Genomic DNA, 15,082 nt, shown 5'->3' on the forward strand with positions numbered 1-15,082 from the left:
GGCGGGCGCACGACCTCCTCGCCGCGGGCCGAGTCGACGGCGACGACGCCGCGCGATCCGGAGGTGACGACGCTGAGCGGCACGCGGGCGGCGAGCGCTCGGGCGGCGCCCACGGCGGAGTCGGCGCCCGTGTACGCGACGGCCTCGAGCTCGTTCGGCAGGAAGGCGTGGCACTCGTCGAGCTGGTCGAGGATGGCGGGGTCCCAGCGCTCGGACGGGTCCCAGCCGACGTCCGCGTAGACGTCGGTGCCCGCGGCGGCGGCGCGGCCGATCCAGGAGCTGCGGTGCGGGTCCAGGTGCACGAGCGCCGCGGCGGCCGCGGGCACGTCGCCCGGGATCAGCTCGTCGGAGCCGAGCGGGCACGGGACGCCGCCCGTGACGAGGGCCCGGTCGTCGTCGTAGCCGAGGGAGGCCGTGACGGGCAGCGCCCAGTCGTCGAGGGTCACGAGGTGGTCGAGCGCGACGCCCTCGGCGGCGAGCGCGCCGCGGACCAGGTGGGAGAACGGATCGCGGCCGACGGCGGCGGCGATGGCGGTCGGCACGCCGAGGCGGGCGCCGGCGAGGGCGAAGTTGGCGATGCCGCCGGGGCCGTGGCCGAACGACGACGTCCAGATCTCGTGGCCGGGCCGCGGGCCGCCCGGCAGCTCGCCGAACACGACGTCCGCGAACAGCTGGCCCACGACCAGCAGGCCGGCGGACCGCTCGGGGCGGGGTGCTGCGGACACTCGGGACCTCTGCTTCGTCGGGTGGCGCCGTGCGGGACGGCGAGCGGTGGGGGTCCGCCGACGGCGACGCTGCCGGCGGGACCGGGTCGGCGGGAGCCGTCGACCGGTAGTGACGTTTCTAGCCCATGTGAGCACATGGATGGAAGACTTTGATTATTACAAGATTGTTTCTGCTCGATCTTGCGCGCTAATGTTCAGTCCATGAGAGACGCCCGAGAGTTCGTGATCCTCGACCGGCTGCGCGCCACCCGCAGCGCGACGGTCGCCGAGCTGGCCGAGGCCGCCGGCACGAGCGACGCGACCATCCGCCGCGACCTGGCGCGCCTCGATGAGCAGGGGGCGCTCCGGCGCACCCACGGCGGCGCCGTGCTCGTGGAGGCCGACGCGCCCTTCGCCGAGGTCGAGCAGGTGAACCGCGAGGCCAAGCAGCGCATCGCCCGTGCCGCCGCGGCCCAGGTGCAGGACGGCCAGTCGGTCGTGCTCGACATCGGCACGACGACGCTGCACCTCGCCGAGCAGCTGCGCGGACGCCCGCTCACGGTGATCACGGCGAGCATCGCCGCGTTCGACGTGCTGCGCGACGACCGGGCCGTGCGGCTCATCCTGCTGCCGGGCGACTGGGATCCGGTCTACCGCTCGGTCTCCGGCCCGCTCACGGCCGAGAGCCTCCGGATGCTGCACGCCGACCACGCCTTCGTGGGCGTGAGCGGCATCGCCGACAACGGCGATCTGCGCGACACGACGATGGCCCAGGTGCCCATCAAGCGCGCGATGGCGGAGGTGAGCGACCGGGTGACGGTGCTCGCCGACTCCTCCAAGTTCCCGGGCACCGGCGCCGGCCGTGTCGCCCCCACCGCGTCTCTGACGCAGCTGATCACCGAGGCCGCCCCGCACGCGCGGGTGTCGCAGGGCCTCGCGGACAAGGGAGTATCGGTGACCGTCGCATGAGGCTGACCATCCTGGGCGGGGGCGGCTTCCGCGTCCCGCTCGTCTACTCGGCGCTGCTGCGCGACCACGAGGCCGGGCGCGTCTCGCACGTGGCCCTCTACGACACCGACGAGGTGCGCCTCACGGCCGTCGCGCGCGTGCTCGCCGAGCAGGCCGCGGCGTACGCCGACGCCCCCGTCGTCACGCTGCACACGGACCTCGACGAGGCGCTCGCGGGCGCCGCGTTCGTGTTCTCGGCCATCCGCGTGGGCGGCATGGCCGGGCGCTCGTGCGACGAGCGGCTCGGCATGGCGCACGGCGTCATCGGGCAGGAGACCGTCGGCTACGGCGGCATCTCCTACGCGCTCCGGACGCTGCCGGTGGTCATGGACCTCGCCGAGCGGATCCGCGTGCAGGCCCCCGACGCGTGGGTCATCAACTTCACGAACCCGGCGGGCGTCGTCACCGAGGCCATGTCGCGCGTGCTCGGCGACCGCGTCATCGGCATCTGCGACTCCCCCATCGGACTCGCCCGCCGCGTGCTCGGCGCGCTCGGGGTGACGGGCGACGACGTGGTCATCGACTACGCGGGCCTCAACCACCTCGGCTGGCTGCGCGGGCTCCGGGTCGACGGCCGCGACGTGCTGCCGGACCTCATGGCCCGGCCCGACCTCATCGGCGCCTTCGAGGAGGGCCGGCTGTTCGGCGCCGAGTGGGTCACCGAGCTCGGCGCGGTGCCCAACGAGTACCTGCACTACTACTACTTCCGGCGCGAGGTGCGGCACGCCGACCAGCTCGCCGCGCAGACCCGCGGCGCCTTCCTCGTGGAGCAGCAGGGCCGGTTCTACGCGCAGCTGGAGCACCGGCACGACGTGTCCGCGCTGGCGCTCTGGGAGCGCACGCGCCTGGACCGCGAGACCACGTACATGGCCACCAACCGCCAGTCGGCCGGCATGGGCGACCGCGACGAGGACGACCTCGTCTCCGGCGGCTACGAGGACGTCGCGATCGCGCTCATGCGCGGCATCGCGTACGACCAGAGCGCCCGGCTCATCCTCAACGTGCGGAACCGCGGCACCCTCGCGGCCCTCGACGCGGACGCCGTCGTCGAGGTGCCGTGCGTGGTCGACGCCTCGGGCGCGCACCCGGTGGCCGGCACGGAGCTGCCCGACTTCGGGGTGGGCCTCGTGACGAACGCCAAGTACGTCGAGCGGCAGACGATCGAGGCCGGGCTCGGCGGATCCCGCGCCGCGGCCGTCCGCGCCCTCGCCCACCACCCGCTCGTCGACTCCGTGACGGTCGCGCGCTCGCTCCTCGAGGACGCGATGCACGCCTTCCCGGCGCTCTCCTACCTCCGCTGACGCGCCGGCCCCACCTGCCGCGGCCACCCGCCCGCCTGCCTCCCGACCTCCCGAAGGACCCCCATGCACCAGAACCAGAAGCTCGTCCAGGAGCGGATCCTCCGCGCGCTCGACGAGCGGATCACCCCCGCCGTGTACTCCGCGAAGACGCCCGTGACCCTCCGCGCGTGGATGGCGCCCGACGAGCCCGTCCCCGTCGCGGAGGCCATGCGGCAGGAGTACGCGCCGTTCGAGCTCGGCCAGCCGTGGGGCCGTGCGTGGTCCACGTGGTGGTTCGAGGTGACGGGCGAGGTGCCCGCCGAGTGGGCCGGCCGCACGGTGGAGCTCCTCATCGACCCGGGCTTCATCGGCGACTGGCCGGGCAACCAGGCCGAGTGCCTCGTGCACACCATGGACGGCGTGCCGGTCAAGGGCATCCACCCGCGCAACACCTACGTGCGCCTCGCCGACGAGGCCGCGGGGGGAGAGCAGGTGCGCTTCCTGGTGGAGGCCGCGGGCAACCCGGACATCCTCGTCAACGAGTTCGTGCCCACGCCGTACGGCGACAAGGCGACGGCCCCGGTCGAGCCCATCTACCGCTTCCGCCAGGCGGAGCTCGCGGTGTTCGAGCCCGAGGTGTGGGCGCTCCGCTTCGACGTGGAGGTGCTCTACCAGCTGCTGATGGAGCTGCCCGAGACCGAGCCCCGCCGCCACGAGGTGCTGCGCGCCGTCGAGCGCGCGCTCGACGTGCTCGCGATGGACGACATCGTCGGCACCGCGGCCGCCGCGCGCGCCGAGCTCGCCGAGGTGCTGTCGCGCCCCGCCGTCCCGAGCGCCCACACGCTGAGCGGCGTCGGCCACGCCCACATCGACAGCGCCTGGCTCTGGCCCATCCGCGAGACGAAGCGGAAGACCGCGCGCACCTTCTCCAACGTGCTGAAGCTCGCCGAGCAGTACCCCGACTTCCGCTTCGCGTGCTCGCAGGCGCAGCAGTACGTGTGGGTGAAGGAGAACTACCCGACGGTCTTCGCGGGCATCCAGCAGGCCATCGCGGACGGCACCTGGTACCCGGTCGGGTCCATGTGGATCGAGCCCGACGGCAACCTGCCGGGCGGCGAGGCGATGATCCGGCAGCTCACCCACGGCATGCGCTTCTTCCAGGAGGAGCTCGGCGTCGAGACGCACGGCGTGTGGCTGCCCGACTCGTTCGGCTACACGGCGTCGTTCCCGCAGATCGCGAAGCTCGCGGGCCTCGACTGGTTCCTCACGCAGAAGCTCTCCTGGAACCAGACGAACACGTTCCCGCACCACACCTTCTACTGGGAGGGCATCGACGGGTCGCGGATCTTCACGCACTTCCCGCCCATCGACACCTACAACTCCACCCTCGAGGCCGAGGAGACGCACCACGCGGTGCGGCAGTTCCGCGAGAAGGGCCGGGCCACGATGTCGCTCGCTCCCTTCGGCTACGGCGACGGCGGCGGCGGCCCCACCCGCGAGATGATGGAGCGCCAGCGCCGCACGGCCGACCTCGAGGGCTCGCCGAAGGTCATCGTCGAGCATCCGGACGACTTCTTCCGCAAGGCCGAAGCCGAGTACCCGGACGCGCCCGTCTGGGTCGGCGAGCTGTACCTGGAGCTCCACCGCGGCACCTCCACCAGCCACGCCCGCGAGAAGCGCGGCAACCGGCAGGCCGAGCACCGCCTCCGCGAGGCCGAGCTGTGGTGGACCATCGCCGCGGTGCGCACGGGCGCCGACTACCCGTACGCGGAGCTCGACCGGCTGTGGAAGCAGACGCTGCTGCAGCAGTTCCACGACATCCTCCCCGGCTCCTCCATCGCGTGGGTGCACCGCGAGAACGAGGAGGACTACGTCCGCAGCCTCGCCGAGCTCGACGCGCTCGTCGCCGACGCCATCGCGCGCGTCACCGCCCGGGCCGTGGCGGACGGCGAGGGCGACGGCTCCGGCGCGTTCGCGGTGAACTCCACCGGGCATGCGCGCACGGCGCTCGTCGAGGCCCCCGACGGATCCGCGCTCGCGCTCGTCGCGGTGCCCGGCAGCGGCATCGCGCCGCTCGTCGCCGTGGAGCCCGCCTCCCCCGTCACGACGACCCGCGACGCCGCGGGCACGGTGCTCGACAACGGCCTGCTCCGCGTCACGCTCGACGCCCGCGGGCTCATTACGTCGATCCTCGACCTGCGTCACGCCGACCGCGAGCTCGTGCCCGCCGGCCGCACCGCGAACCTGCTGCAGCTGCACGAGGACATCCCCACCGCGTGGGACGCGTGGGACGTCGACGCCCACTACCGCGCCAGCCGCACCGACCTCGTCGAGGCCGCGTCGGTCGAGCTCGTCGAGGACTCGCCGCTCCGCGCGGTCGTGGAGGTGGTCCGGCAGTTCGGGCGCTCCCGCGTCGTCCAGCGGGTCGCGCTGCACGCCGACGACGCGCGCATCCACGCCATGGCCGACCTCGACTGGCTCGAGGACGAGAAGCTCCTCAAGGTCACGTTCCCGCTGACGATCCACGCGCAGCACCACAGCGCCGAGATCCAGTTCGGGCACGTCCGCCGCCCCACCCACACGAACACCTCGTGGGACGAGGCGCGCTTCGAGGTGATGGCGCACCGGTACCTGCACGTGGAGGAGCCGGGCTACGGCGTCGCGCTCACCAACGCCGGCAGCTACGGGCACGACGTGACGCGCACGGTCGGCGCCTCGGGCGAGGTCGAGACCGAGATGCGCATCAGCCTGGTCCGCGCGGCGCGCTCCCCCGACCCGACGCAGGACATCGGCCACCACCGCTTCGAGTACGCGCTCGTGCCCGGCGTGGGCATCGAGGGCGCCGCGGACGCGGGGCTCGAGCAGAACCTGCCCGTGCGCGTGGTGCACCCGGGCGACGCCACCGCGGCACCGGCCGGCACCGCGCCCGCGTCGGCCGTCGCGCCCGCGTCCGCGTCCGCCGGTGCCGTCCCGTCCTCGCTGCCGACCGCGTCGGGGCTCGTCTCCGTGCACGGCGGCACGGTGCGGATCGAGGCGCTGAAGCTCGCCGACGACGGGTCCGGCGACGTCATCGTGCGGCTCTACGAGTCCACCGGCGCGCGCGCCGTCACGCGCCTCGAGGCGCACCTCGACGCCGACCGCCTCACGGAGGTCGACGTGCTGGAGCGCCCCCTCGGCGAGGGCTTCCCGCGCTCGATCGCGTTCGAGCCGGACGCGGACGCCGCCGGGGTGCGCATCGCGCTGCGGCCGTTCCAGGTGGTCACCGTGCGGATCCACCGGGGCTGATCCGCGACCGCGGACGACGACACGAGGGCGCGCCCTGGCTCCGGCCGGGTCGCGCCCTCGTCGGTCGTGCGGGTCGCGCGCCGCGAGTCGGACGGCGCGGATCGGACGCCGCTAGTTGAGCGCCCGGCCGCCGGTCGTCAGCGGCTCGACGGAGCTGGGGGTCGCCGCGAGCGCCAGGCCCGACAGCCCGATGCCGAAGAAGAGGAAGTCGTCGACGATCGTGAAGCCGGTGGGCGTGAGGCCGCCGAGCTCGTTGTCGACGATGCTGAGCACGCCCATCAGCGTGAAGAGGCCGCCGAATGCCGCCAGCGTCGCGCGGATCGGCAGGGGGCGGAGCTGGCGGGTGCCCGCGAACAGCAGCACGCCCGCGCTCAGGAGGTAGAGGACGTCGACGAAGAGGTCGACGTTGAGGATCCCGAGGAGGTGCGACCCCTCGATGAACAGCCCCACGAACCCGTGGCCGCCGAGCACCGCCGCGACCATCACCATCCACGCCTTGCCCATGGCACGCATCCCCTCGACCGCTCGCGGGCCCGTCGCTCGACGGGCTCCATGTCCCACCGAACCGGGGACCGCGAGGAGCGCCAAGGTGCAGTCGCGGGACTCCCAGCTGACGTTGAGGTGACGCCTCCGGGCGCCCCGCCGGACGCCACCTGGGCATCCGGCATCGGCCCACACACTGCGCGTTCCCGGGCGTAGCGTCCCACGCACGGGACATCCGGCCGACCCGCGGGCCGGCCCATCGACGACGACTAGGAGAACGACGATGTCAGAACGCAACACGGTGATCCGGAGCATGCACGACCTCGGCCTCGCGGCCTGGTTCGGCGGTTCCCTCATGGGCGCGGTCGGCCTGAACGGCGCTGCGGCCGCGGCGAAGCAGCCGCAGGAGCGGCTCCGCCTCTCCTCGATCGGCTGGGCGAAGTGGGCGCCGGTGCAGCTCGGCGCGCTCGCCACGCACGCCATCGGCGGCCTCGGCCTCATCTACGCCAACAAGGGCCGCCTCGCGGGCCAGGGCGAGGCGCGCAGCAACACGAACGTGAAGGCCGTGCTCACCATCGCGGCCGCCGGCACGACGCTCTACTCGGCGCTCGTCGGCGCGAAGATGGCGAAGCACTCGGACGAGGCCCCCGCGGGCACCACCGAGCCCGGCGCCGGCGTCTCGAAGGAGCTCGAGGCGGCGCAGCGGAAGCAGAAGGCGCTGCAGTGGATCATCCCCGCGGCGACCGCCGTGCTCGTCGTGCTCGCCGCCCAGCAGGGCGAGCAGCAGCGTCCGGTCGCCGGCTGGATCGACCGCTTCAAGGGCTGACGCCCGGCGCGGACACGGATCCGCGGTGCGACGACGACGGCGGGGTGCCCTGGGCGCGCCGCCGTCGTCGTCGTCCGGGTGGCCCGGATCGTCCGAGCAGGCCGGACCAGGGCGGCCCGGAGCGGATCCGTCCGGATCAGACCCGGCCGGAGCCCCGCTGCCGGAACGCGGACGCCGCAGGGCCCGACAGCTCGTCGGGTCCGACCGGGCGCCCGGACACGGCGAGCAGGAGCGCCAGGGCCGTGCCGCGCAGCTCCGGGCCCGTGCCGGAGACGAGGTCGGCGTCGAGGGCGACCACGCGGAAGCCGGCCGCGAGCTGCCGACCGCCGCCCATCGCGACGGAGGTGCGGAGCTGGTGCCGGAGCGCCGGGAGGACGGCCTCGACGGGGTACTCGCGCACGAGCCCGAGCGGTCGCCGCACGTCCTCCCCGTGGACGACCGCCTCGACGAGCCGGGTCGCCGGTGCCGCCGGCGGCGTCCGCGTCTCCGTGACGATCCGCGCGAACGCGGCCAGCGTCTGCGCGGGGTCCGCCCGCCGCTCGCGCGCGACGCCTGCCGCGTTGTCGCGGTCGAAGTCGAGTCGCGCCACCACCATCCGCCGGGCGAAGCCCCACCGGGTCGTCCGCGCGGAGTCGATCAGGTGCGCGACGACGTCATGGACGTCCCACCCCGGGCACGGGGACGGCCGCGACCACAGGTCCGGAGGCACCCCCGCGAGGTCCCGGTGCAGGGCGCGCCGCTCGTCGTGCACCGCCGGCCACACCGACATCCGCTCCCCAGAGGCCATGGGCCCACTGAAGCACGCGGGAGCGCGGGGCGCACGCCCCCGTCGGCGCGGGCTCCGCGACCTCCGTCGCAGGCCGGCACCGCCCCTGCCGTCCGCTTCGACCACGTGCTCCGTGGTTGCATCGGAGGATGACCCCACGCGAGGATCCCGAGGACGGCCGCACGCTGACGCTGACGATCGGTCCCGACGAGCTCGTGATACGCCACAAGTACGAGGTCGCCAGCATCGTCAACGACGTCATGGTCGCCGTCTGGTTCGTGGTCGGGAGCGTCCTGTTCCTCTCCGAGTCCACCACCACGGCGGGTACCTGGCTGTTCCTCGCCGGCAGCGTCCAGCTGCTGGTCCGTCCGCTCATCCGCCTCCGACGCCGGGTGCACCTCACCCGCATCGGGGACGGGGCGCCGGGGGACACGGGGCGCGACTACTGACGACCGACGACTGCCGGGACCCGGCCGGTCCGATCCGCCGCCGCCGGCACCGGCACCGGCATGCCGTCGCGTGACACGGCCGCGATGGCTGCCGTGCTGCGGCGGAACGGCCGGCCGCCGGGCGACCGGCCGTCCGCGTCCGCTCAGCCCCGGCCGGCCTCGTCGACGTCGCCCGTCGTCGGAGCGCCCGCGGTCCCCGAGGCGGGATCGGACGCGGCCGCGTCGCCCACGACGGCGGCGTCCGCCGCCCTCGGGCGTCGCCGCAGTGCCTCCCACGGGCGGGCGATGCCCCGGGGCCGGCGCTCGGCCGGGACGTCCACCTCGAGCCCGTAGTAGGCGCCCACGCGCTCGAGCAGCACGTCGCGCTCCGCCTTGTCGTAGGCGCGGCGCTCCCGGGTGAAGGCGATGGCGGTCGACCAGCACGTCAGCAGCAGGACCACGCTGAACGGGAGGGCCGTCGTGATCGCGGCGGTCTTCAGGGCGTCGAGGCCGCCGGTGAGCAGGAGCGCGACGGCGAGGAGGGCCGTCAGGATCGCGAAGAACACCCGCAGCCAGTTCTTCGGCTCGATGTCGCCGCCGGACGCGATCATCGCCATGACGAGCGAGCCGGAGTCGGACGACGTGACGAAGAACACGCCGATGAGGAGGATCGCGCCGAAGGTGAGGACGGTGCCCGCGGGGAGGCCGCCGAGGAGCGTGAACAGCGAGCCCTCGATGTCGACGCTGCCGTCGGCGCCGATGAGCCCGCCGGCGCCGTCGGTCTGCTGGTGGATGGCGGCGCCGCCGAGCACGGCGAACCACAGGAAGGTGAGCGCCGTCGGGACCAGCAGCACGCCGGAGACGAACTGGCGCACCGTGCGGCCCTTCGAGATGCGGGCGATGAAGATGCCGACGAAGGGGGCCCACGACATCCACCAGCCCCAGTAGAACGTGGTCCACGAGCCCTGCCAGGCCTCGCCCGCCGCGCCCTGCTGCGCCGTGACGTTGAAGGACAGCCCGACGACGTTCTGCAGGTACGCGCCGATGGACTGCACGAAGTCGCGGAGGAGGAACTGCGTCGGCCCGACGATGAGCACGAACAGGAGCAGCGCCGCCGCGAGCACGAGGTTGAAGTTCGACAGGATCTTCATGCCCTTCGTCACGCCGGTGACGAGCGAGAAGATCGTCACCGCGGTGATGACGCCGATGATCGCGATCTGGCTGACGGCGCTGCTCTCGGCGAGCCCGGCGCTCTCGAGCCCCGCGCCGATCTGGATCACGCCCAGCCCGAGGGAGGTGGCGACGCCGAACAGCGTGCCCACGAGGGCGAGGACGTCGATGAGGTTCCCCCACCCGCCGCGGACGCGGTCGCCGAGCAGCGGCTCGAGGGCCCAGCGGATCGACACGGGCCGCCCGCGTCGGTGGATGGCGTAGGCGAGCGCGAGCCCGAGGACGACGTAGATCGCCCACGCGTGCAGGCCCCAGTGCAGGAACGTCTGCGTCATCGCCTGCTGCGCGAGCTGGCTCTCGGTCCCGCTGACGCCCGGGCGGGGCGAGGCGAAGTGGCTGAGGGGCTCCGAGACGCCGTAGAACACGAGCCCGATGCCCATCCCCGCGGCGAAGAGCAGCGAGAACCACGACCCCGTGGAGAACTCGGGCTCGTCGGTGTCCTTGCCGAGCTTGATGCGCCCGAAGCGGCTGAAGCCCACGAAGATCGAGAAGCCGATGAAGAAGGCGGCGGCCAGCACGTAGTACCAGCTGAAGTTGTTGACGATGCCGCTCTGGAGGGTCGAGAACATCGACTCGGCGGCGCTCGGCGCGATCAGGGTGAAGGCCACGAAGGTCAGCACGATCCCCGCCGCGGGCCAGAAGACCCACCTTTTGACGCGCGGTGCGGTGCTCGGCGACGCGCTCGCCTCGACGCGGGTCGCGCGGTCGGTGGACGGGGTGGGATCGGGGCCGGTCATGCTCCCATGGTGCCCGCCGGCCGGTCCCGGCCGCGAATCCCGGCCGCGAATCCCGGCCGCGAATCCCGGCTGCGAATCCCGGCCGCGGATCCGGCGCGCATCCGGCCCGGCCGGGGCGCACGGGGACGGCGACGGCGGGGCGCCCGAGGGCACCCCGCCGTGGTCGTGCCGCGTCCGGCTCCTAGTCGGCGTCGACGACGATGACCGTCACGACCGGCGTGCGGCGGTGGCGGCGCTGGAGCCAGCGGAGCAGGCCCTCGGAGATGGCGCGCTCGGCGGCGGGGCCGTCGAGCTTGCGCTTCGCGGTCGCGTTGCGGAGCGCCGCGGCGATCGCGGCCTCGGCCTCGGGGATCCAGCCGGCGTGCTCCACGAAGCCGCGCGTGATGAGCTCGGCCGGGTGGATGAGCTTCTGTTCGTCCTCGTCGAAGATGCCGAGCACCGTGATGTGGCCCTCGGCCGCCAGCGTGCGGCGCTCCTCCAGGGCCTCCTCGGTGGCGACGCCGATGGTCATGCCGTCGACGAACACGTACGGCGCGGGCACGCGGCCGGAGATGGCGGCGCGGCCGTTGACGAGGTCGACGCTCACGCCGTCCTCGATGATGTGCACGTTGTCCTTCTTCACGCCGGTGCTCTCCGCGAGGGCGCCGTTGGCGACGAGGTGGCGCCACTCGCCGTGCACGGGGAGGACGTTGCGGGGCTTGACGATGTTGTAGCAGTACACGAGCTCGCCGGCGCTGGCGTGGCCGGAGACGTGCACCTTCGCGTTGCCCTTGTGGACGACGTCGGCGCCCCAGCGGATGAGCCCGTTGATGACGCCGTAGATGGCGTTCTCGTTGCCGGGGATGAGGGAGCTGGCGAGGAGGATCGTGTCGCCCTCGCCGACCTCGATGATGTGCTCGCGCCGGGCCATGCGCGACAGCGCCGCCATGGGCTCGCCCTGCGAGCCGGTGCAGATGAGCGTGACCTTGTCGTCCGGCAGCTTGTTCAGCGCCTTGAGGTCGATGACGAGGCCCTTGGGGATGCGGAGGTACCCGAGGTCGGACGCGATCTTCATGTTGCGCACCATGGAGCGGCCGACGAACGACACCTTGCGGCCGTGCTCCTGCGCGGAGTCGAGCACCTGCTGGATGCGGTGCACGTGGCTCGCGAAGCTGGAGACGACGATGCGCTTCGGCGCGGTGCGGAACACCTGCTCGATGGCGGGCGCGATGTCCTTCTCCGCGGTCGTGAAGCCGGGGACCTCCGCGTTGGTGGAGTCGGTGAGGAAGAGGTCGACGCCCTCCTCGCCGAGGCGGGCGAACGCGCCGAGGTCGGTGAGGCGGCGGTCCATGGGGAACTGGTCCATCTTGAAGTCGCCCGTGTGCAGCACCATGCCGGCGCCGGTGCGGATCGCGACCGCGAGGCCGTCCGGGATGGAGTGGTTGACCGCCACGAACTCGAGGTCGAACTTGCCCATGGTGATGCGGTCGCCCTCGCGCACCTGGCGCGTGACGGGCGTGATCTTGTGCTCCTCGAGCTTCGCGCTGATGAACGCGAGCGTGAGGCGCGCGCCGATGAGCGGGATGTCGGGACGCTCCTGCAGGAGGTAGGGGACGCCGCCGATGTGGTCCTCGTGGCCGTGCGTGAGGACGATGCCGGTGATCTTGTCCAGGCGGCCGCGCAGGGTGCTGAAGTCGGGGAGGATCACGTTGATGCCGGGCTGGCTCTCCTCGGGGAAGAGGACGCCGCAGTCGACGATGAGCAGCTCGCCGTCGAACTCGAAGAGCGTCATGTTGCGGCCGACGTCGCCGAGGCCGCCGAGGGGCGTCACCCGCAGGCCGCCGCGGGGCAGGCGGCCGGGCTTGGCGAAGTCGAGGGCGTGGTTGGTGGGAGGCATGGTGCCTTTCTCGTGCGTCATGTGGTCGTGCGGGTGATGTCGTGGGCGCGGGCTGGTCCCGCGCGGGTGCGCCGCCGGGTGACGGCATGGTCCGGGTCGCGGCGCTCGCCCGCGATGAGGCCGCGTGCCGCCGAGCGCAGGAGCGCGTCCGAGGGGCAGGGCGGCATCGGCGTGAGCGCGTCAGCGACCGGAGCTGTGGCTACCAGTGTCCCAGGCCCGGGACCCGTGCGCGTACCGACACGGGATCCGGGGCGTCGCGCGCCCCTAGAACGCGTACCGGATGCGGCAGTACGGCATGATGCGCCGCACCAGCGCCGTGAACTCGGCGACCGCGTCGCCCTTGAGCCCGCGGCGGTACCGGACGTTGACGGCGCCGTTCTCCGACACCTTCCGCTCCTGGAGGCCCGGCTGCCAGATGAGCTCCTCCGCCTTCGGGTGCCAGCCCATGTTCACCTCGTGGAGCTGCTCGTTGTGCGTGAGCATGATGACCTCCGCCGCCAGCTGGGCCTTGGTGGCGGGGGCCAGCGTGTCGTCGAGCGTGCGGAGGAGCTGCTCCCACTCGGCGCGCCAGCCCGGCGTGAGGATGACGGGCGAGAGGTTGAGGTGCACCTCGTACCCGGCCGCCACGAAGTCGTCGATCGCGGCGATGCGCTCCGCGATGGACGACGTGCGGATGTCGGTGATGCGGGCGATGGACTCGGGCATGAGGGAGAAGCGCACGCGCGTGCGTCCCATCGGGTCCCAGTCGAGCAGGTCGCGGTTGACGTGCTTGGTGGCGAACGACGCCTTGGCGGTGGGCGACATGCGGAACAGCTCCACGAGGTCGCGGACGTTCGGGCTCACCCGCGCGTCGGCCGAGCAGTCGCTGTTCTCGCCGATGTCGTAGACCCACGCGTCCGGGTCGCACTGGTTCGCCTCGGCCTTGGGGCCCTGCCTCGCGATGTGCCGGGCGACGTGGCGGCGGATCTGCTCGATGTTCGCGAACACGGTGATGGGGTTGCTGTAGCCCTTCCGCCGGGGCACGTAGCAGTAGGCGCACGCCATGGCGCAGCCGTTCGCCGTGGACGGCGCGATGAAGTCCGCGCTCCGCCCGTTGGGCCGCGTGACGAGCGACTTCTTCACGCCCACGACGAGCGCCTCCGTCTTGATGCGCACCCAGCGGGCGACGTTCGCCTCGTCGCCGTGGACCTCGGGGATGGCCCAGTGGGAGGCGACCTCCACGATGGTCGCGTCGGGCCAGGCCGCCACGATCTCCTGCCCGCGCGGCAGCTCGAGGGCGGCGGGCTCCGCGTAGATGCGCGTGATGTCGAGCAGCGGACGCCGCGGCCGGGCGGCGGCGGGCGCGGCGGGCGCGGGCGTGGTCACCTCTTCTTCCTACCGGGGACCCCCGACACCGCCCACCCCCGGTCGAGGGGCCTGGACCCGGATCCCGGTATCCCGCGGGCGAATCCCAGCGTCCTCCGTCCCCCGATCCGTTGTGCCCGCACGGATGTCAGCGGATCGTGAGGCGCACGGATGCCCATGGACGAGCCATGCGCACCGCCGACCTCCTCGGAGCGTGCACATGTTCGACAGGAAGTTCATCACCCAGGCCATCGACAGGAGCGCGCAGTCGCCGCTGGACCGTCGCCGCTTCTTCAGCGCAGCGGGCGTCGCCGGGCTCGGCGTCGGTGCCGCCGCCCTCATCCCCGCCACGGGCGCCCAGGCCGCGGATGCGCAGGCCGAGGCCGACGCGGGCGCCGTCACGGACGCCGCCGTCCTCAACTTCGCCCTGAACCTCGAGTACCTCGAGGCCGAGTTCTACCTCCGCGCCGTCACCGGCAACGGCCTGGTCCCGAACGACATCTCCGGCGTCGGCACCCCCGGCGGCGTCACGGGCGGCCGCGCGGTCCAGTTCAAGGACTACGCGATCCGCCAGTACGCCTACGAGATCGCCCAGGACGAGAAGGCGCACGTCAAGTTCCTCCGCGCCGCCCTCGGCTCGGCGAAGGTCGCGCGTCCCGCGATCGACCTCGACGCCGCGTTCTCCGCCGCCGCCGCCGCGTCCGGGCTGATCAAGCCGGGCGAGAAGTTCGACGCGTTCGCCAACCAGGAGAACTTCCTGCTGGCCTCGTTCATCTTCGAGGACGTCGGAGTGACCGCGTACAAGGGCGCCGCGCCGCTCATCACGAACAAGGCGTACCTCGAGGCGGCCGCCGGCATCCTCGCGGTCGAGGCGTACCACGCGGGCATCATCCGCACGCAGCTGTTCGCCCGCGGCCTCGCGGAGCCCGCGAACGCGATCTCGAACGCGCGCGACTCGCTCGACGGCCCGACGGACCTCGACCAGGGTGTCACGGTCTCCGGCGGCGCGAACCTCGTGCCGACGGACGCCAACGGCATCGCGTTCAGCCGCTCGCCCGGCCAGGTGCTCAACATCGTGTACCTGAACAACAAGGCCGTGACGAAGGGCGGGTTCT

At 73.0% G+C, this 15,082-nt stretch carries 12 protein-coding genes; 6 read left to right on the plus strand and 6 right to left on the minus strand.

Features of this window, described 5'->3' with window-relative positions; genetic code table 11:
- Positions 1–725: PfkB family carbohydrate kinase (locus tag Q6969_RS06455; RefSeq protein WP_317229700.1), on the minus strand; the 725-nt coding region annotated here is incomplete at its 3' end.
- 201 nt (positions 726–926) lie between these two features.
- On the opposite strand from Q6969_RS06455, the gene Q6969_RS06460 reads away from it, so the two are divergent.
- The 3 genes from Q6969_RS06460 to Q6969_RS06470 all read left to right on the plus strand — a co-directional run bounded on the left by Q6969_RS06460 (position 927) and on the right by Q6969_RS06470 (position 6,277).
- The gene (locus Q6969_RS06460) at positions 927–1,673 is read left to right on the plus strand and encodes a DeoR/GlpR family DNA-binding transcription regulator (RefSeq protein ID WP_258071837.1); all 747 of its coding nucleotides are present in this window, start codon (positions 927–929) and stop codon (positions 1,671–1,673) included.
- The gene (locus Q6969_RS06465) at positions 1,670–3,013 is read left to right on the plus strand and encodes a 6-phospho-beta-glucosidase (protein WP_317229701.1); all 1,344 of its coding nucleotides are present in this window, start codon (positions 1,670–1,672) and stop codon (positions 3,011–3,013) included. The genes Q6969_RS06460 and Q6969_RS06465 overlap by 4 nt, the downstream gene beginning before the upstream one ends.
- A 63-nt stretch (positions 3,014–3,076) precedes the next feature.
- A complete protein-coding gene (locus Q6969_RS06470) occupies positions 3,077–6,277 on the plus strand; it encodes a glycoside hydrolase family 38 C-terminal domain-containing protein (protein ID WP_317229702.1) in 3,201 nt (1,066 codons plus the stop codon).
- 111 nt (positions 6,278–6,388) lie between these two features.
- Here the strand turns inward: Q6969_RS06470 and Q6969_RS06475 are convergent, their stop codons facing one another.
- Positions 6,389–6,781, minus strand: a complete 393-nt coding sequence (locus Q6969_RS06475) for a hypothetical protein (protein WP_317229703.1) — start codon at positions 6,779–6,781, stop codon at positions 6,389–6,391.
- A gap of 262 nt (positions 6,782–7,043) precedes the next feature.
- Between Q6969_RS06475 and Q6969_RS06480 the strand changes: the two genes are divergently transcribed.
- Positions 7,044–7,586 (plus strand): hypothetical protein, encoded by a 543-nt coding sequence (locus Q6969_RS06480; protein ID WP_094114819.1) that lies wholly within the window; start codon positions 7,044–7,046, stop codon positions 7,584–7,586.
- 136 nt (positions 7,587–7,722) lie between these two features.
- On the opposite strand, the gene Q6969_RS06485 is transcribed toward Q6969_RS06480, so the two are convergent.
- Entirely contained in the window at positions 7,723–8,373 is a 651-nt protein-coding gene (locus Q6969_RS06485; RefSeq protein WP_317229704.1) for a maleylpyruvate isomerase family mycothiol-dependent enzyme, read from the minus strand.
- A gap of 128 nt (positions 8,374–8,501) precedes the next feature.
- Between Q6969_RS06485 and Q6969_RS06490 the strand changes: the two genes are divergently transcribed.
- Positions 8,502–8,801: a YrhK family protein gene (locus Q6969_RS06490; protein WP_317229705.1), complete on the plus strand. Its 300-nt coding sequence runs from the start codon at positions 8,502–8,504 to the stop codon at positions 8,799–8,801.
- 143 nt (positions 8,802–8,944) lie between these two features.
- Here the strand turns inward: Q6969_RS06490 and Q6969_RS06495 are convergent, their stop codons facing one another.
- From Q6969_RS06495 to Q6969_RS06505, 3 genes are all read right to left on the minus strand, one after another.
- A complete protein-coding gene (locus Q6969_RS06495; protein WP_317229706.1) occupies positions 8,945–10,747 on the minus strand; it encodes a BCCT family transporter in 1,803 nt (600 codons plus the stop codon).
- Between the two features lie 181 nt (positions 10,748–10,928).
- Positions 10,929–12,623 carry a ribonuclease J gene (locus tag Q6969_RS06500; RefSeq protein ID WP_094114817.1) on the minus strand — a complete coding sequence of 565 codons (1,695 nt, stop codon included), beginning with the start codon at positions 12,621–12,623 and terminating at the stop codon, positions 10,929–10,931.
- 264 nt (positions 12,624–12,887) lie between these two features.
- Positions 12,888–13,988 carry a spore photoproduct lyase family protein gene (locus Q6969_RS06505; RefSeq protein WP_317229707.1) on the minus strand — a complete coding sequence of 367 codons (1,101 nt, stop codon included), beginning with the start codon at positions 13,986–13,988 and terminating at the stop codon, positions 12,888–12,890.
- Between the two features lie 199 nt (positions 13,989–14,187).
- Between Q6969_RS06505 and Q6969_RS06510 the strand changes: the two genes are divergently transcribed.
- Positions 14,188–15,082 (plus strand): ferritin-like domain-containing protein (locus Q6969_RS06510; RefSeq protein WP_317229708.1); only part of this gene is annotated, 895 nt, incomplete at its 3' end.

It is taken from the genome of Clavibacter sp. MX14-G9D (assembly GCF_032917815.1).
GTDB lineage: Bacteria > Actinomycetota > Actinomycetes > Actinomycetales > Microbacteriaceae > Clavibacter > Clavibacter michiganensis_K.

What these genes read in the sequence shown, in the direction of transcription:
- Q6969_RS06490 (WP_317229705.1), top strand. Translation starts at nt 8,502, where the DNA reads ATGACCCCACGCGAGGATCCCGAGGACGGCCGCACGCTGACGCTGACG.
- Q6969_RS06475 (WP_317229703.1), bottom strand. Translation starts at nt 6,781, where the DNA reads ATGGGCAAGGCGTGGATGGTGATGGTCGCGGCGGTGCTCGGCGGCCAC.
- Q6969_RS06485 (WP_317229704.1), bottom strand. Translation starts at nt 8,373, where the DNA reads ATGGCCTCTGGGGAGCGGATGTCGGTGTGGCCGGCGGTGCACGACGAG.
- Q6969_RS06465 (WP_317229701.1), top strand. Translation starts at nt 1,670, where the DNA reads ATGAGGCTGACCATCCTGGGCGGGGGCGGCTTCCGCGTCCCGCTCGTC.
- Q6969_RS06470 (WP_317229702.1), top strand. Translation starts at nt 3,077, where the DNA reads ATGCACCAGAACCAGAAGCTCGTCCAGGAGCGGATCCTCCGCGCGCTC.
- Q6969_RS06460 (WP_258071837.1), top strand. Translation starts at nt 927, where the DNA reads ATGAGAGACGCCCGAGAGTTCGTGATCCTCGACCGGCTGCGCGCCACC.
- Q6969_RS06495 (WP_317229706.1), bottom strand. Translation starts at nt 10,747, where the DNA reads ATGACCGGCCCCGATCCCACCCCGTCCACCGACCGCGCGACCCGCGTC.
- Q6969_RS06500 (WP_094114817.1), bottom strand. Translation starts at nt 12,623, where the DNA reads ATGCCTCCCACCAACCACGCCCTCGACTTCGCCAAGCCCGGCCGCCTG.
- Q6969_RS06480 (WP_094114819.1), top strand. Translation starts at nt 7,044, where the DNA reads ATGTCAGAACGCAACACGGTGATCCGGAGCATGCACGACCTCGGCCTC.